A 23,717-nucleotide genomic window follows, 5' to 3' on the forward strand; every position below is an offset into this window, starting at 1 on the left:
CGGTGTCGACACCGTTGCCGCCGCTGGTAGAACCGGCGGCCGAACTCACTCGCGAGGAAGTGGCGCGCTACAGCCGTCACCTCATCATCCCCGACCTCGGCCTCGACGGGCAGAAGCGGCTGAAGAACGCCAAGGTGTTGGTGATCGGTGCCGGCGGGCTGGGTTCGCCGACGCTGCTCTACCTCGCCGCGGCCGGTGTCGGCACGATCGGGATCGTCGAATTCGACGTGGTCGACGAGTCGAACCTGCAGCGCCAGATCATTCACGGCCAGTCCGACATCGGTCGCTCGAAGGCCGAGAGCGCCCGCGACTCGATTCTCGACATCAATCCGCTGGTCACGGTCAACCTGCATCAGTTCCGGCTCGAACCCGAAAACGCCGTCGAGCTCTTCGAGCAGTACGACCTGATCCTGGACGGCACCGACAACTTCGCGACGCGCTACCTGGTCAACGACGCCGCCGTGCTGGCGCACAAGCCCTACGTCTGGGGATCCATCTTCCGGTTCGAGGGCCAGATCTCGGTCTTCTGGGAGGACGCCCCGGACGGGCTCGGGCTGAACTACCGCGACCTGTACCCCGAACCGCCGCCACCGGGAATGGTGCCGTCGTGCGCCGAGGGCGGAGTGCTCGGCATCCTGTGCGCGTCGGTGGCATCGGTGATGGGCACCGAGGCCATCAAGCTGATCACCGGCATCGGCGAAACGCTGCTGGGTCGGCTGATGGTCTACGACGCGCTGGACATGACGTACCGCACGATCAAGATCCGCAAGGACCCGTCGACCCCGAAGATCACCGAGCTGATCGACTACGAGGAGTTTTGCGGCGTGGTGTCGGATGCCGCCGCCGAGGCCGCGGCCGACTCGACGATCACCCCTCGCGAACTCAAGGAGCTGCTCGATTCGGGCAAGCCGTTGGCGCTGATCGACGTGCGTGAACAGGTCGAGTGGGACATCAACCGCATTCACGGCGCCGAGCTGATCCCCAAGGGCGCCTTCGAATCCGGCGAGGCGCTGGCCAAGTTGCCGACCGACCGGACGCCGGTGTTCTACTGCAAAACCGGTGTGCGCTCCGCCGAGGTGTTGGCGATCGCGAAGAACGCAGGGTTCTCCGATGCGATGCATGTGCAGGGCGGAATCGTCGCGTGGGGTAAACAACTCGAACCCGACATGGTCATGTACTAACGGCTGGTTTGCCGAAACTCCGCTTACGCTGAGGTGGTGACTGTCGAACGGCCACCGGATCATGTGCTGGCCGCGTTCGGCCTGACCGGTGTGCAGCCCGTTGCGCTTGGGCCGGGCTGGGAGGGTGGCTGGCGCTGTGGCGAAGTGGTGGTGTCGATGGTCGCCGACCACGCCCGCGCCGCATGGTCGGCCAAGGTCCGCGAGACGTTGTTCGTCGACGGGGTGCGCCTGGCGCGTCCGGTGCGTTCGACCGACGGGCGGTATGTGGTGGCCGGATGGCGCGCGGACACCTTTGTCGCCGGGACGCCGGAACCCCGCCACGACGAGGTGGTCTCGGCCGCGGTGCGACTGCATGAGGCGACGGCCAAACTCGAACGCCCGAGATTCCTGACGCAGCCACCGGTGGCGCCGTGGGCCGATGTCGACGTGTTCATCGCGGCCGACCGCGCCGCCTGGGAGGAACGGCCGCTGCACTCGTTGCCGCCGGGTGCCAAGGTGTCGCCGGGGTCGGCCGACGGGCAGCGTTCGATCGAGTTGCTCAATCAGCTTGCCACCCTGCGCAAGCCGACGAAGAGCCCGAGCCAGCTGGTCCACGGCGACCTCTGCGGCACGGTGCTGTTCGCGGGCACCGCCGCGCCTGGGATCACCGACATCATCCCGTACTGGCGGCCGGCGTCATGGGCGGCCGGTGTCGTCGTGGTCGACGCCCTGTCCTGGGGCGAGGCCGACGACGGGCTGATCGAACGGTGGAGTCCGCTGCCCGAGTGGTCGCAGATGTTGTTGCGCGCGTTGATGTTCCGCATTGCCGTGCACGCCCTTCATCCGCGGTCGACGGCGGCCGCGTTCCCCGGACTCGCGCGCACGGCGGCCCTGGTCCGCCTCGTGCTCTAGCACCCCCCTTCTGGCGCGAACGTGGGTTACCCGCACACTTCCCGGCGCTCAGATGTGCATCAACCCCACACTCGCGGCGCTAGAATCGGTGTCGCACCTCGGTGAGCCGGATCCGACCGTCGTGCGCGAGAACGCCTTCGGCGCGAAGCCGCTCCAGTTGGCGGGTCGCCAGGTGCGCAGCTGGTCTCCCTGACGCCGCGATCACCCGGTGCCACGGCAGGTCCGACGAGTCGGTGCGCATGATCCAGCCGACGATGCGGGGACTGGAAAGCCCGGTCGCGTCGGCGATGTCGCCGTATGTCGACACCCGGCCCGGCGGGATCGACGCGACCAGTGCGCGCACGGCCTCCACCTGCTCATCGGTGACCGGCGCCATCGCTACGACTCGAGGTGTTCGCGGATCAACGCCGCCGTCTCGGCGGGCTTGGCCTGCGCGACCATGTGGTCGCAGTCCCACTCCGCAAGCGTGAAGTCCGAGCCGAGTCGCTGCGCGAGGGTGCCGACGATCTCGTCGGTGGCATACGGCGGCTCGGTGCGGGCGGCCCGCACGAGCGTCGTGGGGATGCCCTTGGGAGGCAACGTGGCCGGGCGGGCGAGCTCGCTCCAGTACGCCATCATCGCCGGGATGCTGATCCGCCAGCCGACCCGTCCGGAGGGCAGGTCGACCAGATGCTCGTCGAGCTCGCGATCCAGCTCGGCTGACTCGACCTCGCCCCACGACCCATTCGCCTTCTCGGCGCGCGCCTCGGCGCGGTCGGTGTAATCGGGGGAGGCGAACATGTCGTCGGCGATCCGGCGCATCCACTCGCCGTCCAGGCCGACGGCCGGGTCCAGCAGGACCAGATGCGACACCAGGTCTGGCCGGGCGGCAGCCAGCTTCAGCGCCACCGCGCCGCCGAACGAGTGGCCGACCACCACCGCGGGACGATCGAGCAGCGCGACCAGCGCCGTGACGTTCGACTCGATGGACCACGGTGCCGCCCAGGACGAGCGGCCGTGCCCGATGAGGTCCGGTGCGACGATCGTGTACTCGGGCAGGTGGCGTGTCGCCAGCGTCTGCCAGCGCTGGCCGTGCCCGGTCAGGCCGTGGATCGCCAACACCTGTGCGGGGCCGGCCGGCCCGTAGCGATGGACGTGCAGGGGTTCGCTCACCGCTGTGATGCTGCCAGCATCGCGTGACGGCCACTTGTCGGACCCCCGTGGTGTCATGCCCACATGTCCGCACCGCACACCGACCTCACGCCGAGCGCGCTCACCGAGCCCGGCACGCGCGGCGTTTTCCGTGTGATCGGAGGGCCCGGCACCGGCAAGAGCTCACTGCTCGTCGAGACCGCGGTCGCGCACATCGCCGCCGGCACGGATCCGGAATCGGTTCTGCTGCTGACGGGTTCGGCCCGGCTCGGCGCGCAGGCGCGGGCCCGCATCACCTCGACGCTGTTGCAGGCGGGTCCCCGCGCAGTGGTGCGCGAACCGCTGGTGCGCACCGTGCACTCGTACGCGTTCGCCGTCCTGCGGTTGGCCGCTCAGCGCAACGGCGACCCGCCGCCGCGGTTGATCACCAGTGCCGAACAGGACGGGATCATCCGCGAGCTGCTCGCCGGTGACCTCGAGGACGGCGACCGCGCGCCGACGGCGTGGCCGCACCATCTGCGTCCGGCGTTGAGCACGGTCGGGTTCGCAAACGAGTTGCGGGACCTGTTGGCCCGCTGCGCCGAGCGCGGTGTCGATCCCGTTGAACTGCAACGCATCGGGCGACGCTCGGGCAGGACGGAGTGGCTGGCGGCCGGCCAGTTCGCCCAGGCCTACGAGCAGATCATGCTGTTGCGTTCGGCGGTCGGAATGGCGGCACCACAGGCCGCCATCCCGGCACTGGGTGCGGCCGAACTGGTGGGAGCGGCGCTGGAGGCGTTGGCCACCGACGGTGAGCTGCTGGCGGCCGAACGCAGCCGCATCAAGCTTCTCCTCGTCGACGACGCACAGCAACTCGACCCGCAGGCCGCGCTCCTGGTTCGGGTGCTCGCTCAGGGCGCCGAAACCACGGTGTTCGCAGGCGATCCCAATCAGGCGGTCTTCGGCTACCGCGGTGCCGACCCGGCGCTGCTGCGCGGCGAGGAGCCGGCGATCGTGCTGACCGAGTCACGTCGCTGCGCACCCGCGATCGCGCAAGCCATCACCGAGGTCGCACGACGGCTGCCCGGCGCCGAGCAGGGGCGCGTGCTGACCGGTGCGCCCGGCCCCGACGGCACCCTGGCCGTGCGCATCGCCGCCTCGCCACATGCGGAGTCCGCGACGATCACCGACGCACTGCGACGGGCGCACCTCGTCGATGGCATCCCCTGGTCGCAGATGGCTGTCATCGTGCGTTCGGTGCCCCGCCTCGGCGCGGCGTTGGCCCGCACACTGGCCGCGGCCGGAGTCCCGGTGGACGCGCCATCGGCTGCGACGCCGCTCGGGGACCAGCCGGGCGTGCGGGCCCTGCTCACGGTGCTGGCGGCAACAGCGCAAGGTCTCGACGCCGAGCAGGCGGCGTCGTTGGTGACGGGACCGATCGGGCGCGTCGATCCGGTGTCGCTGCGCCAACTTCGGCGTTCGCTGCGTCGAATCGACGGCTCACAACCGCCGCGTGATTTCGGCGATCTGCTGGTCGAGGCGTTGAAGCACGGGGTGCACGGATTGCCGGAGAACCTGAGCCGGTCCGTGGATCGCGTGCGCAAGGTGCTGGCGGCCGCCCGTCGCAGCGCCGAGACGGGGGCCGATCCGCGCTACACGTTGTGGCAGGCCTGGCAGCGTTCCGGGCTGCAACGACGCTGGCTGGCCGCGAGCGAACGCGGCGGCGTGTCCGGTGCGCAGGCCGACCGGGACCTCGACGCCGTCACCGCGCTGTTCGACGTCGCCGAGCAGTACGTGAACCGCACCGCGGGCGCGACGCTGCGCGGGTTGATCGATCATGTCGCGGGTCTGGGTTCACCGGCCCGCGACGAGCGCGCCGAGACCGAAGCAGTCGCGGTGCTCAGCGCCCACGCCGCGATGGGTCGCGAGTGGGAGTTCGTCGTCATCGCCGGTGTGCAGGAAGGCCTGTGGCCCAACACCGTTCCGCGTGGCGGCGTGTTGGCCACCCAGCAGCTCGTCGACCTGCTCGACGGTGTCACCCAGGATGCTGAAAGCGTGTCGACCCGGGCGCCGCTGTTGGCGGAGGAACGCCGGTTGCTCATCGCGGCGATGGGGCGGGCCCGCAGTCGCCTGCTGGTGACGGCGGTCGACAGCAGCGGTGACGAGTCGCTGCTGCCGTCGGCGTTCTGCTACGAGTTGAGTACGCGCTCACAAGACGACGGTTCCGACATGACCGAGCCGGTCAGTGCACCGCGCGTGCTGGCGCCCGCGGCGTTGGTCGGACGGCTGCGTGCGGTGGTGTGCGCGTCCGACGGTGCGGTCGACGACACAGTAAGGGCATGTGCGGCAACGCTGTTGGCGCGACTTGCGGCTGCAGGCGTGCCCGGCGCCGACCCGGCGCAGTGGCAGTCGATGACGCCGCTGTCCAGTGAGGACCCGTTGTGGAACGGCGACAGCCACACCGTGACGCTGTCACCGTCGACGCTGCAGATGCTCACCGACTGTCCGTTGCGCTGGCTGTTGGAGCGGCACGGCGGCGCCGACGGTCGCGATGTGCGCTCGGCGGTCGGCTCGCTGGTGCACGCCCTCGTCGCCGACCCGGGACGCACTGAGAGCCAGATGGTCAACGAGCTCGAGAAGATCTGGCCCAAGCTGCCGTTCGAATCGCGCTGGTATGCCGACAACGAACTCGACCGGCACCGTGCGATGGTGGCGACGTTTGCGCAGTGGCGTGCGCAGACCCGCGGCGAGCTCACCGAGGTGGGCAGCGAGGTCGACGTCGACGGTGTCGTGGTCGACGGTGCCGAGGATGGGACCGACGTGCGTGTGCGCGGCCGCGTCGACCGCCTCGAACGCGACAGCGAGGGACGACTCGTCGTGGTCGACCTCAAGACCGGCAAGAGCCCGGTCACCAAGGACGACGCGCAGAACCACGCCCAATTGGCGATGTATCAGCTGGCCATCGCGGAAGGTCTGCTCGCACAGGGAGACTCACCGGGGGGCGGCCGATTGGTCTACCTCGGCAAGACCTGCGCATCGGGCCCCACCGAGCGCACACAGGAGGCATTGACACCGGAAAAGCATGCCGAGTGGCGCGAGACCGTGCGCGCGGCGGCTGCGGCCACCCAGGGTCCGGAGTTCGTCGCTCGGATCAACGACGGATGCGCCCACTGCCCCGTGCGGGCCATGTGTCCCGCCCAAGCCGCGGCCGGAGGACAGCCATGACCCCGCGCTACAGTCCGCACGAACTCGCCTCGGCTCTCGGTCTTTTCGCGCCGACCGAGGAGCAGGCAGCGGTGATCGCGGCCCCGCCGGGACCTCTCGTGGTCATCGCGGGTGCCGGCGCAGGCAAGACCGAGACGATGGCCGCGCGGGTGGTGTGGCTGGTCGCCAACGGGTTCGCCCTCCCCGGTGAGGTTCTGGGTCTCACGTTCACCCGCAAGGCCGCCGGACAGCTGCTGCGCCGCGTCCGCACGCGCCTCGCCCGGCTCGCGGGCGCCGGCTTGGTCCCCCCAAGCGGGGGGCATCCCCACGGCGACGGCGCCATCACCGACGAACCGCCGACCGTCAGCACGTATCACGCATTCGCCGGCAACCTGCTGCGCGAGCACGGCCTGCTGCTGCCGGTCGAGCCCGAGACCCGGCTGTTGAGCGAAACCGAGCTGTGGCAGTTGGCTTTCCGCGTCGTGTGTGAGCACCCCGAACTGCACACCGAGAAAACACCGGCGGCGGTGACGTCGATGGTGCTGCGGCTGGCGGGCCAGCTCGCCGAACACCTCGTCGACACCGACCAGTTGCGTGACACGCACGGCGAGCTCGAGCGGTTGGTGCACACGTTGCCCGCCGGTCCGTACCAACGCGACCGGGGCCCCAGCCAGTGGCTGCTGCGGCTGCTGGCCACCCAGACCGAGCGCACCGAGTTGGTTCCGCTGATCGACGCCCTGCACCAGCGGATGCGGGCCGAGAAAGTGATGGATTTCGGCATGCAGATGGCCTCGGCCGCCCGGCTGGCCGAGAACTTCCCGCATGTCGGTGAGCAACTGCGCCGGCGGTACCGGGTCGTGTTGCTCGACGAATACCAGGACACCGGGCACGCCCAACGTGTCGCCTTGTCGTCGTTGTTCGGTCGTGGAGCCGACGACGACCTCGCGCTGACCGCGGTGGGCGATCCGATCCAATCGATCTACGGGTGGCGCGGCGCGTCGGCTACCAACCTGCCGCGCTTCGCCACCGACTTCCCCCGTGCGGACGGCTCGCCGGCGCCCGCCTTGGAGCTGCGCACGAGTTGGCGCAATCCGCCCCGGGCGCTGTACCTGGCCAACGCCGTGTCGGCACAGGCGCGGCGCCGTTCGGTGGCGGTGCGCTCCCTGCTGCCCAGGCCCGACGCCCCGCCGGGCACCATCCGGTTGGCTCTGCTGAACGACGTTGCCGCCGAACGTGAGTGGCTGGCCGGCCAGATCGCCGACATCTATGCGCGTTCGCGCGACGACGGGGAGCCGGCCCCGACGACGGCCGTACTGGTGCGCCGTAACGCCGACGCCGCGCCGATGGCCGATGCGCTCACGGCCCGCGGTGTGCCGGTCGAAGTCGTCGGGCTGGCGGGCCTTCTCGGCGTGCCCGAGGTCGCCGACGTGGTGGCGATGTTGCGGATGATGGCCGACCCGACCGCGGGCAGCGCGGCCATGCGGGTCCTCACCGGTCCGCGCTGGCGGCTGGGCGGCCGTGACATCACCGCGCTGTGGCGGCGTGCGGTGCAACTCGACCACAGCGGGCCAGTCGAGGTCGCCGCCGAGGCCGCCGAACGCATCGCCGCCCAGGCCGCCCCCGACGCCGATACCGCGTGCATCGCCGAAGCGGTCACTGATCCCGGTGCGCCCGAAGCGTATTCGCCGACGGGATACGCGCGGATCGTCGCGCTGGGCCGCGAGCTGACCGCTCTGCGGGCGCACCTGTCACACCCGCTTCCCGAGCTCGTCGCGGAGGTGCGCCGGGTGCTCGGCATCGACACCGAGGTACGCGCGCGCCGTCCCGTTTCGGCGGGCTGGTCGGGCACCGAACACCTCGACGCGTTCGCCGACGTGGTGGCCGACTTCGCCGGCCGCCCCGGCGCCGGCGTCACCAGCCTGCTGGCCTACCTCGACGCTGCCGAGGAGGTGGAGAACGGTCTGGCTCCCGCCGCCGGGCCCGTCGCGGCCGACCGGGTGCAGATCATGACCATCCACTCGGCAAAGGGACTCGAATGGCAGGTGGTCGCGGTTCCGCACCTCAGCGGCCGCGTCTTTCCCTCGACCGGCACCGCCCGCACCTGGCTGACCGACGCCGGGGACCTCCCTCCGCTGCTGCGCGGCGACCGGGCCACGCTGTCCGAGCACGGCGTCCCGGTGCTCGACACCAGCGACGTCAACGACCGCAAGCGATTGTCCGACGTGATCGGCGAGCACAAGAGAAACCTCGAACAGCGCCGCGTCGACGAGGAACGCCGCTTGCTCTACGTGGCGCTCACCCGCGCCGAGGACACCCTGCTCTTGTCCGGCCATCATTGGGGAGCGTCGGAAAGCAAGGCCCGCGGCCCATCGGAGTTCCTCGGCGAGCTCAAAGACATCATCGACAAATCCGCCGCCGAGGGTCGGCCCTGCGGCGTCATCGAACATTGGGCGCCCGCTCCGCCCGATGGTGAACCGAACCCACTGCGGGACAAGGTGGTCGAGGCCGCCTGGCCGGCAGATCCTGCTGGTTCGCGCCGCGGCGATGTGACTCGCGGAGCAACGCTTGTGGCCGAGGCGATGTCGGAAGCCCGCGACATCGCACCCGTCGACTCCGGAGAGGGGTGGGAGGCCGACGTCGACGCGCTCATCGGCGAACGCACCCGCGTCGTCGAACCGCCCACGCCCCAGCTGCCTCTTCAGGTTTCGGTCAGCACCCTGGTGGAACTCGGCAAGGACCCCGAAGCCGTCTCGCAGCGGCTGCGCCGCCGGCTGCCCACCCGTCCGGATCCGCATGCGTTGTTGGGCACCGCGTTTCACGACTGGGTTCAGCGCTTCTATCACGCCGAGCGTTTGTTCGACCTCGACGATCTGCCGGGTGCGGTCGATCACGACACCGCCGTGGCCGAGCAACTCGCCGAGTTGCAGGCGACCTTCGCGGTGTCCCCGTGGGCCGCGCGAACACCGGTCGACGTCGAGGTGCCGTTCGACATGGTGATCGGCGGCCGGGTGGTCCGGGGACGCATCGACGCCGTGTTCGCCGACGACGACGGCGGAGCCACCGTGGTCGACTGGAAGACGGGGGAGCCGCCAAGCACTGCGGAAGCTCTGCAGCGCAACGCAATTCAGCTCGCGGTGTACCGGGTGGCGTGGGCCGCGTTACACGGATGTCCCGTCGGGTCGGTGCGGGCGGCGTTTCACTACGTGCGTAGCGGCGTCACCGTCACCCCCGAGACGCTGCCCGACGTCGACGAACTCGCCGACCTGCTGGAGGCGGCCTAAGACTCGCGGTACACCTTCACGGCCTGGACGATCATCGGAATCTGCAGCGGCAGGCGGGCGATCGCGATCGCCCGCATCGGCCACGGCTTGTCCCACCACAGCCGGACCATGTTGACGTTGCCGGGGAACACCGCGACAAACAGCGCCACCGCGGCCAACGCGCCGAAGCGTCGCGTTTTCGGCGCCAGCAGCAGTCCCGCCACCCCGAGTTCGGCCACACCCGAGGCGTAGGTGTAAAACCGCGGACTGCCGGGCAGCTCGGCGGGGATGATGCCGTCGAAGGGCTTGGGCGCGACGAAGTGCAGCGTCCCGATGCCCAGCAGGGCGGCCGCCATCCGGTAGGCGCGCGACGGGCTGGCCACTTGCTGCAGTTCGGGCAGGGGAGAGGTCATGATTACATTGTGGCGTGTACACCCCTGCGGGACCGGTAACGGGTCCTCGTGGCAAAAGGTAGGCTGCGGCGCCGGCTCGCCGCGATCGAGCAGGACCTGACCACACAGCCCGACTCGCGGCTCGTCGACATCCTGCGGATCCCCGAACCATTCGTCAGCCCGACCCAGCGGATCATCCGCCGTGTCATCTACGCGACGCTGGCGCTGATGGCGGCGGTGTTCATCGTGTACCTGGACCGTGACGGCTACCGCGACGTCCAGGACAACCAGCTGTCGTTCCTGGACTGCCTGTACTACGCGACGGTCTCGCTGTCGACCACCGGCTACGGGGACATCACCCCGTTCACCCCCGAAGCCCGGCTGATTAACGTCCTGGTGGTCACCCCGCTGCGCGTCGCCTTCCTGATCGTCCTCATCGGTACCACGGTCGAGACGCTGACCAGCCAGTCGCGCGCGGCATTGAAGATCCAGCGATGGAGGAGCAGAGTGCGCAACCACACCGTCGTCATCGGCTATGGCACCAAGGGCAGGACGGCGGTCGCCGCGATGGTCGGCGACGAGGTCGCTCCCGCCGATATCGTCGTCGTCGACGAGAACGCGGGCGCTCTCGAGCGGGCCCGCAGCGCCGGGTTGGTCACCGTCCACGGGGACGCGACCAAGGCCGACATCCTGCGACTGGCCAGCGCCCAGCACGCGAAGTCGATCATCGTCGCCACCGACGACGACGCCAGCGCGGTGCTGGTCACCCTCACCGCCCGTGAACTGGCGCCGAACGCCAAGATCATCGCCGCGGCCCGCGAGTCGGACAACCAGCATCTGTTGCGGCAGTCGGGCGCCGACTCGACCGTCGTGTCCTCCGAGACCGCGGGTCGACTGCTGGGCATCGCCACCCAGACACCCAGCGTTGTGCAGATCATGGAAGACCTGTTGACGCCGGACGCCGGCTTCGCGATCGCCGAACGGGAGGTGACGCCCAAGGAGGTGGGCGGATCCCCGCGGCACCTGCACGACATCGTCCTCGGCGTCGTCCGCGGAGGGGAGCTGCTGCGCGTCGACTCACCGGAGGTGGACACCGTCGAGTCCGGCGACCGGCTGCTCTACATCCGCAACGCGGACGCCGAGTGACACCCGAACGATGACACCGTTTCGCCTCCGCAACGTACCGCTGCTGTCCCGGGTCGGCGCCGACCGCGCCGACACGCTGCGCACCGACATCGACGCCGCTCTCGCCGGATGGCCCGACGCGCTGGTGTTGCGCGTCGACCGCCGCAACCAGGTGTTGATCTCCGAGGGCAGTGTGGTGCTCGGCGGGGCCGCCAAGTTGGGCGATCGGCCCCCGGACACGGCGGTCTTCCTCGGCAGGCTCAACGACGGTCGGCATGTGTGGGCGATCCGCGCTGCCCTCGAGGGGCCGGAGGACCCGCACACCGAAACCGAGGTGCTCGACCTGCGCCGTGCCGGTCAGGTGTTCGACGACGTCAGCGCGCAACTCGTGGCCACCGCGACCGCGCTGCTCAACTGGCACGACCACGCGCGGTTCAGCCCGCTCGACGGTTCACCGACCAAGCCCGTCAAGGGCGGCTGGGCGCGGGTCAACCCGCTCAACGGCCACGAGGAGTTTCCCCGCATCGACCCCGCGGTCATCTGCCTGGTGCACGACGGACACGACCGCGCCGTGCTGGCCCGTCAGACGGTCTGGCCCGAGCGGCTGTTCTCGATCCTGGCCGGTTTCGTCGAGGCCGGTGAATCCTTTGAGAGTTGCGTCGTGCGGGAGATCGCCGAGGAGATCGGGCTGACCGTCACCGAGGTCACCTACCTGGGCAGCCAGCCCTGGCCGTTCCCGCGGTCTCTGATGGTCGGCTTCCACGCGATCGGCGATCCCGAGCAGGAGTTCTCGTTCAACGACGGCGAGATCGCCGAGGCGGCCTGGTTCACCCGCGCTGAGATCCGCGAGGCCCTCGACCACGGCGACTGGAGCAGCGACTCCCCGTCACGGCTGCTGCTTCCCGGCTCGATCTCGATCGCCCGGGAGATCATCGAGTCCTGGGCGGCGCTGGATTAGCAGGACTAGCCCGCCAGCTTGGCCTTGACCTCGCGCGCGGTCGGGTTCGTCAACGTCGAACCGTCGGGCAGCTTCAGCGTCGGAACGGTCTGGTTGCCGCCGTTGGCGGTGGCGACGAACTCCGCTGCGGCCGGATCCTTCTCGATGTCGACCTCGGTGAACGCAATGCCCTCGGCCTGCAACGCCTTCTTCAGGCGCACGCAGTAACCGCACCAGGTGGTGGTGTACATGATCACGGGAGTCTGTGCTGCGCTCATAAGGCGTTCAACGTAGCCGATGGACCGAACATGCCCGACGCCGTACCGGTCATTTGTCACCGGCCCCTGCCAAGATGGACCGCATGTCGGTAGAGGTCGCTTCGGTGGGCAGCCGCCCCGACGGCGTCGACGACCTCGACGACGAGCAGCGCGAGGCGGTGCTCGCCCCGCGCGGGCCGGTGTGCGTGCTCGCCGGTGCGGGCACCGGCAAGACGCGCACGATCACCCGGCGCATCGCCCACCTGGTCGCGGCCGGCCACGTCGCACCCGGGCAGGTCCTCGCGGTCACCTTCACCCAGCGCGCGGCCGGTGAGATGCGCGCCCGGTTGCGTGCGCTCGACGCGGCCTTCGGCGGTGTGGGCACCGGTTCGGTGCAGGCGATGACGTTTCACGCCGCCGCGCGCCGCCAGCTGTCGTACTTCTGGCCCCGCGTCGTGGGCAACACCGCGTGGGAACTGCTCGACACCAAATTCGCGGTGGTGGCCCAGGCCGCCAACCGCGCCCGGCTGTCGACCAGCACCGACGACGTGCGCGACCTCGCCGGCGAGATCGAATGGGCCAAGGCGTCGCTGATCAGTCCCGAGGACTATCCGGCCGCGGTCGCCCAGGTCGGCCGCGACATTCCGTTCGACGCTGCGAAGGTGGCCGCCGTCTACGCCGGCTACGAGGCGCTCAAGGCCCGCCGCGACGGCACCACGCTGCTCGACTTCGACGACCTGCTGCTGCACACCGCCGCGGCCATCGAGAACGACGCCGCGGTGGGGCAGGAGTTCCGCGACCGCTACCGCTGCTTCGTCGTCGACGAGTATCAGGACGTGACACCGCTGCAGCAGCGGGTGCTCGACGCCTGGCTCGGCGAGCGCGACGACCTGACCGTCGTCGGCGACGCCAACCAGACCATCTACTCCTTCACCGGCGCCACGCCCCGCTACCTGCTCGACTTCTCCCGGCGCTTCCCCGACGCGGCGGTGGTCCGCCTGGAACGCGACTACCGGTCCACCCCGCAGGTGGTGTCGCTGGCCAACCGGGTCATCGCCGGCGCGCGCGGCCGGATGGCGGGCAGCAAGCTGCATCTGGTCGGTCAGCGCGATCCCGGCCCCGCCCCCAGGTTCGCCGAATATCCCGACGAGGTCGCCGAGGCCAAGGCGGTGGCCAAGAACATAAAGCGCCTGCTCGAATCCGGCACCGAACCGGCGGAGATCGCGGTGCTCTACCGCATCAACGCCCAGTCGGAAGTCTACGAAGAGGCGCTCACCGAAGCCGGGGTTCCGTTCCAGGTGCGCGGCGGCGAGGGTTTCTTCAGCCGCCAGGAGATCCGCCAGGCGCTGGTGGCCTTGCAACGCGCGGCCGAACGCGGTGCCGAACCGGACGCCGACGGCGTGGGGGCACCTCCCGCTTGCGGGGGACTGCCCGAGGTGGTGCGCGCGGTGCTGGAGCCGCTCGGGCTCACCGCCGAACCGCCGCCGGGCACCAAGGCGAGGGAACGGTGGGAAGCGCTGACGTCGCTGGCCGAGCTCGTCGACGAGGAAGTCGCCATTCGCCCCACCCTGGACCTGCGCGCGCTGATCGTCGAACTGCGCCAGCGCGCCGACGCCCGTCATCCGCCGGTCGTGCAGGGCGTCACGCTCGCGTCGCTGCACGCGGCCAAGGGGCTGGAGTGGGACGCGGTGTTCCTGGTCGGGCTCGCCGACGGAACACTGCCCATTTCGCATGCCCTCGCGCACGGTCCCGACAGCGAAGCGGTCGAAGAGGAACGCCGCCTGCTCTACGTCGGAATCACCAGGGCCCGTGTGCATTTAGCGCTCAGTTGGGCGCTCGCCCGCGCTCCCGGCGGGCGGCAGAGCCGCAAACCGTCCCGGTTCCTCAACGGCATCGCGCCGCAGTCGTCGAGCACCGGCACTGGGCCGACCAAGCCCCGTCGTTCCCGCGGCGCCACCCCCCGCTGTCGCGTATGCAACAGCGTGCTGACCGCACCGGCGGCAATCATGTTGCGCCGCTGCGAAACCTGTCCGTCGGACATCGACGAGCAGTTGCTCGACGACCTCAAGGACTGGCGATTGCGCACCTCCAAGGAGATGAGCGTGCCGGCCTATGTCGTGTTCACCGACAACACGCTGATCGCGATCGCCGAGACGCTGCCCACCGACGACGCCGCGCTGGTCGCGATCCCGGGCATCGGGGCGCGCAAGCTCGAGCAGTACGGGGCCGACGTGCTCGCCATGGTCAAGAGCCGGGGTCGGTAAGCCGGCGACCGGCACGGCCAAACGTCGTAAAGATCGCGCCAAACGTGCTGGTCAAAAAATCAATTGTCAGCCTGGGCTGTTACGCTTAGCCTCAAGATCACACCGTTTGGGTGTCTTTTTGTGCGAAAGGAGGGACCGACATCATGGGTAGCAACTACGCGTCGACCGGCGTAGCCGTTGCGGGCATGACGCGGACCCTCCATGTCGCCGCCGCCGCGGCGCACCCTGCGTTCGCCGCCGCGCACGCCGCCGGTGCCGCCGCTGCCATCACCCCGCAGCGCAAGCGCCGCGCCGCCGCGACTGTGTCGTCCGTCGATCGGGGCACCACCTAGGTAAGCCCGCGATTTCGCCGAAAAAGGCCACGGACCCGCAGTCGGATCCGTGGCCTTGGTCTTTCGGACACCACCCCGAAGCCCTGGTCCGGATCCCCAACAAAGAGATTCGAAACCCACGACCAGGGAAGGACTGGACATGTCACTCGGGACATGCCGAGAGAAGACGAAGCTGGCGGTGCCGTGTCACAGGGGCGATCCCGATATGTGGTTCGCCGAGAATCCCGTCGAACTCGAACGCGCAAAGGCGCTGTGCGAACAGTGCCCGATCCGGCGCGAGTGCCTGGCCGCAGCGCTGGAACGGCAAGAGCCGTGGGGTGTTTGGGGCGGCGAGATCCTCGAACGGGGCACGGTCATCGCGCGCAAGCGCCCACGTGGCCGGCCGCGCAAGAACAGCATCGGGAACCCGGCAGCCGCGTAGACGGCTGCCGGTTCTTCCCGAACGGTCCTGTGCTGACCCTCAGGCGGCTTCGTCGGCGAAGCCCGGAATCAGTTCGGTGGCAAGCTGTCTCGCCGGAACATGCGCATCGAGCTGGCACGCGATCGCGACATTGGACGCGATCACCCGCATCGGGATGGCGAGCTTGGCCGGAATGTCCATCTGCCGGGCGGCCTTGATCTGGCCGGCGGCGCGCTCGGGTCGCATGTTCGCGGTGGTGATGCGCTGCAGCCACTTGCGGTTGTAGTGGAAGATCTCGACCTCGAGCGGTTCGACGTACTGGCGCATCATGTCGTCCATCTCGCGCTTGGACACCTGCTCGCCCTTCTGGATGAAGCCGATGTTCTGCATCGTGGTGAGCAGGTTGTCGTAATCGTCGTTGAGCGCATACCGCGTCGCCAGACCGATCTCGATCGGGATACCGCCGGGCATCGGAGCGACCGCGCCGAAGTCGATGACACCCATCTTGTCGCCGGGCAGCAGCATGAAGTTGCCCGGATGGGTGTCACCGTGCATCATCTCGAGCCTGAGAGGCGCGTCGTAGGTCAGCTCGAAAAGCCTGGTGCCCATCAGGTCTCGTTGCTCCTGAGTGCCTTCCCGGATGATCACCGACATCGGCACGCCCTCGATCCACTCCTGGATCACGACCTTGGGGGCGCTGGCCACGATCCGGGGGACCACGAAGCGCGGATGGCCTTCGTAGGCCTTGGCGAACGCGCGCTGGTTGTCGGCCTCCAGCCGGTAGTCGAGCTCCATCTCGGTGCGCTCGATGAGTTCTTTGACCACACTGTCGACGTCGGCGCCCGGGGACAGTTGTTTGAGCACGCCCACCATGCGCTGCATCGTCTTGAGGTCGGCGCGCAACGCCTCGTCGGCGCCGGGGTACTGGATTTTGACCGCGACCTCGCGGCCGTCCGACCACACCGCCTTGTGGACCTGGCCGATGCTGGCCGACGCCACGGGCTTGTCGTCGAACGACGCGAACCGCTCCCGCCACTTCGTACCCAATTGGGCGTCGAGCACCCGGTGCACCTTGGCCGCGGGCAGCGGCGGGGCCTCCCGCTGAAGCTTGGTCAGCGCCTCGCGGTACGGCTTGCCGTACTGCTCGGGGATCGCGGCTTCCATCACCGAGAGCGCCTGACCGACCTTCATCGCGCCGCCCTTGAGCTCACCGAGCACGGTGAAGAGCTGCTGAGCGGCCTTGTCCATCAGTTCGGCGTTGACCTCGTCTTTCGACCGTCCGGTCAACCGTTTGCCGAAGCCCAAGGCTGCCCGGCCGGCCATCCCTACCGGCAAGCTCGCCAGCTTGGCGTTGCGCGCGGCCCGGCCTCGCTTGATCTCACTCACCAGACCATCATCCATGACGCGGTTGCCCGCAGCGCAACGACTTGCCAACGGTCGATGTCAACATGCGCAGCGCGGATGCCGCGACCATCGCCGCGCCACCACCGAACCCACGTTGACGTCGAACTCCAGCGTGGTGTCCAGCGTCGGCGGCGGCTCGGGGCAGCCGGAGACGTCGGCGTCGCCACGCACGGCGCCAAGGACCCGATCGACTTGGTTGAGCGCCAGCGCCGCGGTGGCCAGCACCGTTGCCCGGTCCGCGCTGCCGACGGTGTGGCGCAGTTGCGCCGCAAGTGCCGGCCACGCCGCATCCCGATCGCTGCGGTGCAGGTCCGCGCAGGCCAGACAACTCGTCACACCCGGCAGGACCAGCGGCCCGACGAGGCCGACACCGTCGCGCACGCGCACCGGCAGGTGGGCGACGCCGACGGCATGCAGTTCGCGCACCATCCGCGGGTCGGCCACCAGGTAATCGGCGAGAACCACGAGGTCGGTCGGCTCCGACGGCGCGCCGGTGTCGGTGCGGGTGCTGTGGGTCAGCCGCGCTCCCGAACAGCGCAGCGCCGACGCGAGCAGATCCGACAACGGCCCCCGACCGTGGACGCGCACCGCAGCCGAACGGCCACGCCGTCGCGCGGCGGTGGTGACGACACCGGCGTCGACCAACGACGTCAGCACGGTCTCGACGCTCGCGCCGTCGGGGGCCAGCGCCGCGAGGTCGGCCACCCGCGCGCCGGACTGCAGACGGCGCAGCATGTCGGCCAGCGTCGCGGCGGACAACCCCGCCGGCGGACGGATCACGACGGCGCGCCGCGGGTCCCAGCCCACCTGCACAGCCCCGTCCGGTCGCATCAGCACCGGCGTCGCGGCGCTCAACGCATAGCGCGTCATCGATCGAGCGTGCCACGCCGCGCACCGGTCACCCGCAGTTATCCACAGGGGCACCGGCTGAGGTGCTAGCGGTCGTCGTCGTCCGGGTTCTGGATGTCCTTCTCCAGGTCGGCGATCGCCTCTTCGATGGCGCTGTCCATCCCGCTGGTGTCGCCGCCGATCATCCGATCGATGAACCCGGCCGGTTCGTCGAGATCCTTGGCGCTGGGCAGCAGGTCGGGGTGCTGCCACACCGCGTCGCGGCGGTCGGAGCCGACGGCCTCGGTCAGCCGCTCCCACAACGCGGCGGCTTCGCGCATCTTGCGGGGACGCAGTTCCAGTCCGACCAGCGTGGCGAACGTCTGCTCGGCCGGCCCGCCGGTGGCTCGGCGCCTGCGCAGCATCTCCGCTAGCGCCGACGTGCCGGGAATGCGGTCACCGAGCGCGTCGGAGACGACGGTCTGCACCCAACCCTCGATCAGCGCGAGCAGTGTTTCCAGCCGTTCGAGCGCCGCGGTCTGCTCCGGCGTCGCCTTCGTCTCGAAGATGCCCTGGTTGAGCAGCTGCTCCATCTGGGCCGGGTCGGTCAGCGCGGCGGGGTTGAGGCCGGAAGCCAGTTCCTCGATGCCGCTCATGTCGATCTTCATGCCGCGGGCGAACGCCTCGACCGCGTTGAGCAGCTGGCTGGACAGCCACGGCACGTGACTGAACAGGCGGTGGTGGGCGGCCTCTCGGGCGGCCAGGAAGGTCAGGATCTCGCTACGCGGTTGCTCGAGGCCCTCCGACAGCGACTCGACCGCTTCGGGCATCAGCGCGGCCACACCCTTGGGGCCCAATGGCAGCCCGATGTCGGTGGAGGTCAACACTTCTCGCGACAGTTTGCCCAGCGCCTGGCCGAGCTGCGAGCCGAACGCCATCCCGCCCATCTGCGTCATCATCGACAGCAACGGACCGGCCATGGCCCGCGCCTCCTCCGGGAGCGCCGACACCCACACCGTCGAGATCTGTTCGGCGACCGGGTCGCACAGCCGCTTCCACGTCTCGAGGGTGTTGTCGAGCCAATCCGTCGGCGTCCACGCGACCGCCTTACTGGTTCCCGCCGGTAGCGCTGTCACACCGTCGAGCCACGTCTCGGCCAGGCGAACGGCGCCGTCGATCGCCTCAGCGGTTTTCTCCGGCACGGGAGCGACGAAACCGATCTGGCTCGACGCCAGCTGGCGGGCCAGGTCGTAGTTCACCGGTCCTGATTGTTTACCGCCGGCCATCGCGCTGCCTGCGCCGCTGAACATCTCGCCGAGCTTGCTGAAGATCTGCCCGAGCTGGGACATGTCGAACTGGGAGCCGCCCTGAAAGCCCATGCCGAACGGGTCGCCGGGCCCCTCGGATCCGGAGTCGGGATCTTTCTTGCGCTTATCGCGTTCGGGGTCGTCCCCGGCGGAGAAGCCGAAAGGCAGGTCAGCCATGCCCCCAACGGTACTCACCGGGACGGCGCCTCGTGGGTGCGCGCCTCACGCTGACAGCGAACCGACCCTGGACCGCCGTGTTTCTGCGCGACGGCCGCGCCCGCACGGGTGTGACGGACCCCGACGGACGTCGCGGCCACGGCCGCTCGCAGCGCAACCTCTAGATTGGGCGGCGTGAACAGGCGGACTTTGACGTTGCTCGTCGCGCTCGTGCCGATTCTGGTGTTCGGTGTGCTGGTGTCGGCGGTGACGGTGCCGTTCGTCTCCCTGGGTCCCGGGCCGACGTTCAACACGCTCGGTGAGTTCGACGGTAAGCCGGTCGTCGAGATCGAGGGCACCGATGTCTATCCGACGTCGGGACACCTGAACATGACGACGGTGTCGCAGCGCGATCAGCTCAGGCTGGGCGAGGCGATGGCGCTGTGGCTGTCCGGCCGCGAACAACTGGTCCCGCGCGATCTGGTCTACCCGCCGGACAAGACCCGCGAAGAGGTCGACGAGGCCAACACCACCGATTTCCGCAACTCCGAACGCAGCGCCGAGTACGCCGCACTGCATTTTTTGGAGTTCCCGATGGCGGTGACGGTGGAAAACGTCAACGATCCGGGACCCTCGGCGGGAAAGCTGCGCGACGGTGACGCGATCGACGCCGTCAACGGCAGGCCGGTGACCAAACTCGAGGAGTTCCAGGCGCTTTTGAAGGACACCAAGCCGGGCGACACCGTGACGCTGGATTACCGCCGCAAGGACGCGCCGTCCGGCGTCGCCACCATCACGCTGGGCAAGCACCCCGACCGCGACCAGGGCTTCCTGGGCATCGGCGTGCTCGACGCGCCGTGGGCTCCGTTCTCGATCGAGTTCAACCTCGAGAAAATCGGCGGCCCGTCCGCGGGGCTGATGTTCTCGCTGGCGGTGGTCGACAAGCTGACCACCGGCGACCTCAACGGCGGGCAGTTCGTCGCGGGCAGCGGCACCATCAGCGGAGACGGGGAGGTCGGCTCGATCGGCGGCATCACCCACAAGATGCTCAGCGCCCGCGAGGAGGGCGCCACGATCTTCCTGGTGCCCGCCGACAACTGCGAGGAAGCCAAGACGGCGCCGCAGGACGGGATGGAACTGGTCAGGGTCGAGACCCTGCCGCAGGCCGTCGATGCGTTGAAGACCTTGTCCGCCGGTGGCGAACGGCCCCATTGTTAGGTCATCGGCGAAAAGCCGTTGCGTAGAGTTGGGGCCACGTCGAGCACGACGTAGCCGAATGAAACTGGAGTCAACGAGTGGGTATGCGGCCCGCGGCACGAATGCCGAAGCTGACACGACGTAGCCGAATCCTCATCGCGCTGGGAGCCGTGATCGTGCTCCTGTTGTTGATCGGCCCGCGGCTGATCGACACCTACGTCGACTGGCTGTGGTTCGGCGAGCTCGGCTACCGCTCGGTCTTCACCACGGTGCTGTTCACCCAGATCCTGCTGTTCCTGGTCGTGTCGCTGGTGATCGGTTCCATCCTGTTCGCGGGGCTGGCGCTGGCCTACCGGACCCGGCCGGTGTTCGTGCCGACCAACGGCCCCAACGACCCGGTCGCCGCCTACCGCACCGCGGTGATGGCGCGGCTACGCCTCGTGGGCTTCGGGGTCCCCGCGCTCATCGGCTTGTTCGTCGGGTTGTTCGCGCTCGGGCAATGGGAGACCGTCCAGTTGTTCCTGCACGGCAACAGCTTCGGGATCACCGACCCGCAGTTCGGCAAGGATCTGGGCTTCTACGCGTTCGACCTGCCGTTCTACCGGCTGGTGCTGAACTACCTCTTCGTCGCGACCTTCCTGGCCTTCATCGGAAACCTGTTGGGCCACTATCTGTTCGGCGGGATCCGGCTGTCCGGCCGCGCCGGTGCGTTGAGCCGAGCGGCGCGTATTCAGCTGATCACCCTGGTGGGCATCCTGATGCTGCTCAAGGCGATCGCGTACTGGCTCGACCGCTACGAACTGCTGAGCCACACCCGCGGCGGTAAACCGTTCACCGGCGCGGGCTACACCGACATCAACGCCGTTCTGCCCGCCAAGTTGATCCTGATGGCGATCGCCGTCATCTGCGCGGCCGCGGTGTTCTCGGCGATCGTGCTGCGCGACCTGCGGATCCCCGCGATCGGCGTGGTGCTGTTGCTGCTCTCGTCGCTGGTGGTCGGCGCGGGCTGGCCGCTCGTCGTCGAGCAGTTCAGCGTCAAACCCAATGCGGCGCAGAAGGAAAGCGAATACATCAGCCGAAGCATCACGGCGACCAGACAGGCCTACGGGCTCACCGACGAGGTGGTGAGTTATCGCGACTACCCGGGTAACGCCGCCGCGACCGCAGCCCAGGTGGCCGCCGACCGCGCCACGACGTCGAACATCCGCGTGCTCGACCCCAACATCGTCAGCCCGGCGTTCACTCAGTTCCAGCAGGGCAAGAACTTCTACTACTTCCCCGATCAGCTGAACATGGATCGGTACGCGGATGCCGACGGCAACCTGCGCGACTATGTCGTTGCGGCTCGCGAACTCAATCCTGACCGGCTGATCGACAACCAGCGCGACTGGATCAACCGCCACTCGGTCTACACCCACGGCAACGGATTCATCGCCTCGCCGGCCAACACCGTGCGCGGGGTGGCCAACGACCCCAACCAGAACGGCGGATATCCGGAGTTTCTGGCCAGCGTGGTCGGCGCGAACGGTGAGGTGATCTCACCCGGACCCGCCCCACTGGCCCAGCCCCGCATCTACTACGGGCCCGTCATCGCCAACACCCCGGCCGACTACGCCATCGTCGGCGAAAACGGTGCGCCGCGCGAATACGACTACGAGAACAACGTCGAGACCCGCAACTACACCTATACCGGTGAGGGCGGCGTTCCGATCGGCAATTGGCTGACGCGCAGCGTGTTCGCCGCAAAGTTCGCCGAGCGAAACTTCCTGTTCTCCAACGTCATCGGGGAGAACAGCAAGCTGCTGTTCAACCGCGACCCGGCCAAGCGGGTCGAGGCGGTGGCGCCGTGGCTGACCACCGACACCACCGTCTACCCGGCGATCGTCAACGAGCGGATCGTGTGGATCGTCGACGGCTACACCACGCTGGACAACTATCCGTACTCGGAGTTGACCACGTTGTCCTCGGCGACCGTCGACTCGAACGAGGTGGCGCTGAACCGACTGCAGCCCGACAAGCAGGTGTCCTACATCCGCAACTCGGTCAAGGCCACCGTCGATGCCTACGACGGCACGGTGTCGCTGTACGCGCAGGACGAGCAGGATCCGGTGCTGCAGGCGTGGATGAAGGTGTTCCCGGGCACGGTCAAGCCCAAGAGCGAGATCTCCGAGGGACTGCAGCAGCATCTGCGCTATCCGGAGGACTTGTTCAAGGTGCAGCGCGCGCTGCTGGCCAAGTACCACGTCGACGATCCGGTGACGTTCTTCTCGACGTCGGACTTCTGGGACGTCCCGCTGGATCCCAACCCGACCGCGAGCAGCTATCAGCCGCCGTATTACATCGTGGCCAAAGACCTTGCGGAGAACGACCGTGCGGCGTCGTTCCAGTTGACCAGTGCGATGAACCGGTTCCGTCGTGACTTCCTGGCCGCGTTCATGAGCGCCAGTTCGGATCCGGAGACCTACGGCAAGATCACGGTGCTGACCATTCCGGGTCAGGTCAACGGTCCCAAGCTGGCGTTCAACGCGATCAGTACCGATACCGCGGTCAGCCAGGACTTGGGTGTGATCGGCCGCGACAACCAGAACCGCATCCGGTGGGGCAACCTGCTGACGCTTCCGGTCGCCGAGGGCGGATTGCTGTATGTCGCACCGGTGTACGCCTCGCCGGGAGCCAGCGATGCCGCGTCGTCTTATCCGCGCCTGATCCGTGTGGCGATGATGTACAACGACAAGGTCGGCTACGGCCCGACGGTGCGCGATGCGCTCACCGAGTTGTTCGGACCCGGCGCCGACGCCACGGCCACCGGCCCTGCGCCCATCGCGGGGCCGGGCGGACAGCAGCCCGCCGCGCAGCCCCCGTCCGACGGTCAACCGCCGGCGGGTCGCACACCGGCCAACCAGGAGGGCCGGGCACCGCAGGCCCCGCCGCCGGCGGCGGTGCCGCCGGGTGGACCGGTGCAGCTGTCGGGTGCGAAAGCCGCTGCGCTGCAAGAGGTCAACACGGCGCTCGACGCGCTGCGTCAGGCCCAGCAGGGCGGTGACTTCGCCGAGTACGGCGAGGCGCTGCAACGCCTCGACGATGCGATGGAGAAGTACCAGTCCGCGAGCTGACGTACCCCCCACTGCCGCGAGCTAAGCCCCCACTGCCGCGAGCGACCGCGTCTGCACGGCGACACGCCGCCACTGTGCGTACATTTGGGGTCGCTCGCGCGGCGGCGGACGGCCACGTAACGCAGGCGTGACGGGTCTCACCACCCTTGGCGACCGCGCGATTTGGAACTGGACGAGCGCCTTCGGTAACGTGGCGTTCACCCGACGCGGGGTGGAGCAGCTCGGTAGCTCGCTGGGCTCATAACCCAGAGGTCGCAGGTTCGAATCCTGTCCCCGCTACTATGTGATGTCTCGGGACATCGTTGGCAGATGTCCCGAGACATCATTTACATCTGGAGCCGGTTTTCGGGTGAGTTTCC

The 23,717-nt window shown here is 68.9% G+C and carries 18 protein-coding genes and 1 tRNA gene; 12 read left to right on the forward strand and 7 right to left on the reverse strand.

Annotated features, from left to right (window positions below):
• The first annotated feature begins 2 nt into the window (after positions 1-2).
• Both moeZ and AU197_RS02655 read left to right on the forward strand, forming a co-directional pair.
• The gene (moeZ, locus tag AU197_RS02650) at positions 3-1,181 is read left to right on the forward strand and encodes an adenylyltransferase/sulfurtransferase MoeZ (RefSeq protein WP_064400790.1); all 1,179 of its coding nucleotides are present in this window, start codon (positions 3-5) and stop codon (positions 1,179-1,181) included.
• Between the two features lie 36 nt (positions 1,182-1,217).
• Complete coding sequence (locus AU197_RS02655) at positions 1,218-2,072, forward strand: TIGR02569 family protein (protein WP_064400925.1); 855 nt, start codon at positions 1,218-1,220, stop codon at positions 2,070-2,072.
• 79 nt (positions 2,073-2,151) lie between these two features.
• Here the strand turns inward: AU197_RS02655 and AU197_RS02660 are convergent, their stop codons facing one another.
• Positions 2,152-2,448, reverse strand: coding sequence for an MGMT family protein (locus tag AU197_RS02660; protein ID WP_064400791.1), 297 nt, complete (start codon positions 2,446-2,448; stop codon positions 2,152-2,154).
• Between the two features lie 2 nt (positions 2,449-2,450).
• Positions 2,451-3,281 carry an alpha/beta fold hydrolase gene (locus AU197_RS02665; RefSeq protein ID WP_064400927.1) on the reverse strand — a complete coding sequence of 277 codons (831 nt, stop codon included), beginning with the start codon at positions 3,279-3,281 and terminating at the stop codon, positions 2,451-2,453.
• Positions 3,282-3,287: 6 nt separating this feature from the next.
• On the opposite strand from AU197_RS02665, the gene AU197_RS02670 reads away from it, so the two are divergent.
• Together AU197_RS02670 and AU197_RS02675 are read left to right on the forward strand one after the other, a co-directional pair.
• Positions 3,288-6,407, forward strand: coding sequence for an ATP-dependent helicase (locus AU197_RS02670; RefSeq protein ID WP_064400792.1), 3,120 nt, complete (start codon positions 3,288-3,290; stop codon positions 6,405-6,407).
• A complete protein-coding gene (locus AU197_RS02675; RefSeq protein ID WP_064400793.1) occupies positions 6,404-9,667 on the forward strand; it encodes an ATP-dependent helicase in 3,264 nt (1,087 codons plus the stop codon). The genes AU197_RS02670 and AU197_RS02675 overlap by 4 nt, the downstream gene beginning before the upstream one ends.
• On the opposite strand, the gene AU197_RS02680 is transcribed toward AU197_RS02675, so the two are convergent.
• Positions 9,664-10,059: a DoxX family protein gene (locus AU197_RS02680; RefSeq protein WP_064400794.1), complete on the reverse strand. Its 396-nt coding sequence runs from the start codon at positions 10,057-10,059 to the stop codon at positions 9,664-9,666. The two genes, AU197_RS02675 and AU197_RS02680, sit on opposite strands and share 4 nt — an antisense overlap.
• A 48-nt stretch (positions 10,060-10,107) precedes the next feature.
• Between AU197_RS02680 and AU197_RS02685 the strand changes: the two genes are divergently transcribed.
• Both AU197_RS02685 and nudC read left to right on the forward strand, forming a co-directional pair.
• On the forward strand, positions 10,108-11,184 hold the full coding sequence (locus AU197_RS02685) for a potassium channel family protein (protein WP_064345889.1): 1,077 nt from the start codon (positions 10,108-10,110) through the stop codon (positions 11,182-11,184).
• Positions 11,185-11,194: 10 nt separating this feature from the next.
• Positions 11,195-12,121 (forward strand): NAD(+) diphosphatase, encoded by a 927-nt coding sequence (gene nudC / locus AU197_RS02690; protein ID WP_064400795.1) that lies wholly within the window; start codon positions 11,195-11,197, stop codon positions 12,119-12,121.
• Positions 12,122-12,126: 5 nt separating this feature from the next.
• Here the strand turns inward: nudC and AU197_RS02695 are convergent, their stop codons facing one another.
• Positions 12,127-12,378 carry a mycoredoxin gene (locus AU197_RS02695; RefSeq protein WP_064400796.1) on the reverse strand — a complete coding sequence of 84 codons (252 nt, stop codon included), beginning with the start codon at positions 12,376-12,378 and terminating at the stop codon, positions 12,127-12,129.
• A gap of 83 nt (positions 12,379-12,461) precedes the next feature.
• On the opposite strand from AU197_RS02695, the gene AU197_RS02700 reads away from it, so the two are divergent.
• The 3 genes from AU197_RS02700 (at position 12,462) to AU197_RS02705 (ending at position 15,374) form a co-directional block, all read left to right on the forward strand.
• Positions 12,462-14,621 carry an ATP-dependent DNA helicase UvrD2 gene (locus AU197_RS02700; RefSeq protein WP_064400928.1) on the forward strand — a complete coding sequence of 720 codons (2,160 nt, stop codon included), beginning with the start codon at positions 12,462-12,464 and terminating at the stop codon, positions 14,619-14,621.
• Between the two features lie 143 nt (positions 14,622-14,764).
• Positions 14,765-14,953: a hypothetical protein gene (locus AU197_RS26190; protein ID WP_156434274.1), complete on the forward strand. Its 189-nt coding sequence runs from the start codon at positions 14,765-14,767 to the stop codon at positions 14,951-14,953.
• 139 nt (positions 14,954-15,092) lie between these two features.
• A complete protein-coding gene (locus AU197_RS02705; protein WP_064400797.1) occupies positions 15,093-15,374 on the forward strand; it encodes a WhiB family transcriptional regulator in 282 nt (93 codons plus the stop codon).
• Between the two features lie 39 nt (positions 15,375-15,413).
• Here AU197_RS02705 and AU197_RS02710 read toward each other — a convergent pair whose 3' ends face one another.
• The 3 genes from AU197_RS02710 to AU197_RS02720 form a co-directional block, all read right to left on the reverse strand.
• A complete protein-coding gene (locus AU197_RS02710; protein WP_064400798.1) occupies positions 15,414-16,754 on the reverse strand; it encodes a macrolide-binding ATPase MABP-1 in 1,341 nt (446 codons plus the stop codon).
• A gap of 42 nt (positions 16,755-16,796) precedes the next feature.
• Entirely contained in the window at positions 16,797-17,627 is an 831-nt protein-coding gene (locus AU197_RS02715; protein ID WP_064400799.1) for a hypothetical protein, read from the reverse strand.
• A gap of 65 nt (positions 17,628-17,692) precedes the next feature.
• Complete coding sequence (locus AU197_RS02720) at positions 17,693-19,087, reverse strand: zinc-dependent metalloprotease (RefSeq protein WP_197415439.1); 1,395 nt, start codon at positions 19,085-19,087, stop codon at positions 17,693-17,695.
• Positions 19,088-19,243: 156 nt separating this feature from the next.
• Between AU197_RS02720 and AU197_RS02725 the strand changes: the two genes are divergently transcribed.
• From AU197_RS02725 to AU197_RS02735, 3 genes are all read left to right on the forward strand, one after another.
• The gene (locus AU197_RS02725) at positions 19,244-20,266 is read left to right on the forward strand and encodes a YlbL family protein (protein WP_064400931.1); all 1,023 of its coding nucleotides are present in this window, start codon (positions 19,244-19,246) and stop codon (positions 20,264-20,266) included.
• 77 nt (positions 20,267-20,343) lie between these two features.
• Positions 20,344-23,358: a UPF0182 family protein gene (locus AU197_RS02730; RefSeq protein WP_064400801.1), complete on the forward strand. Its 3,015-nt coding sequence runs from the start codon at positions 20,344-20,346 to the stop codon at positions 23,356-23,358.
• Between the two features lie 205 nt (positions 23,359-23,563).
• A tRNA-Met gene (locus tag AU197_RS02735) sits at positions 23,564-23,637 on the forward strand.
• Positions 23,638-23,717: the final 80 nt, after the last annotated feature.

The organism is Mycobacterium sp. IS-1590, assembly GCF_001500025.1.
GTDB lineage: Bacteria > Actinomycetota > Actinomycetes > Mycobacteriales > Mycobacteriaceae > Mycobacterium.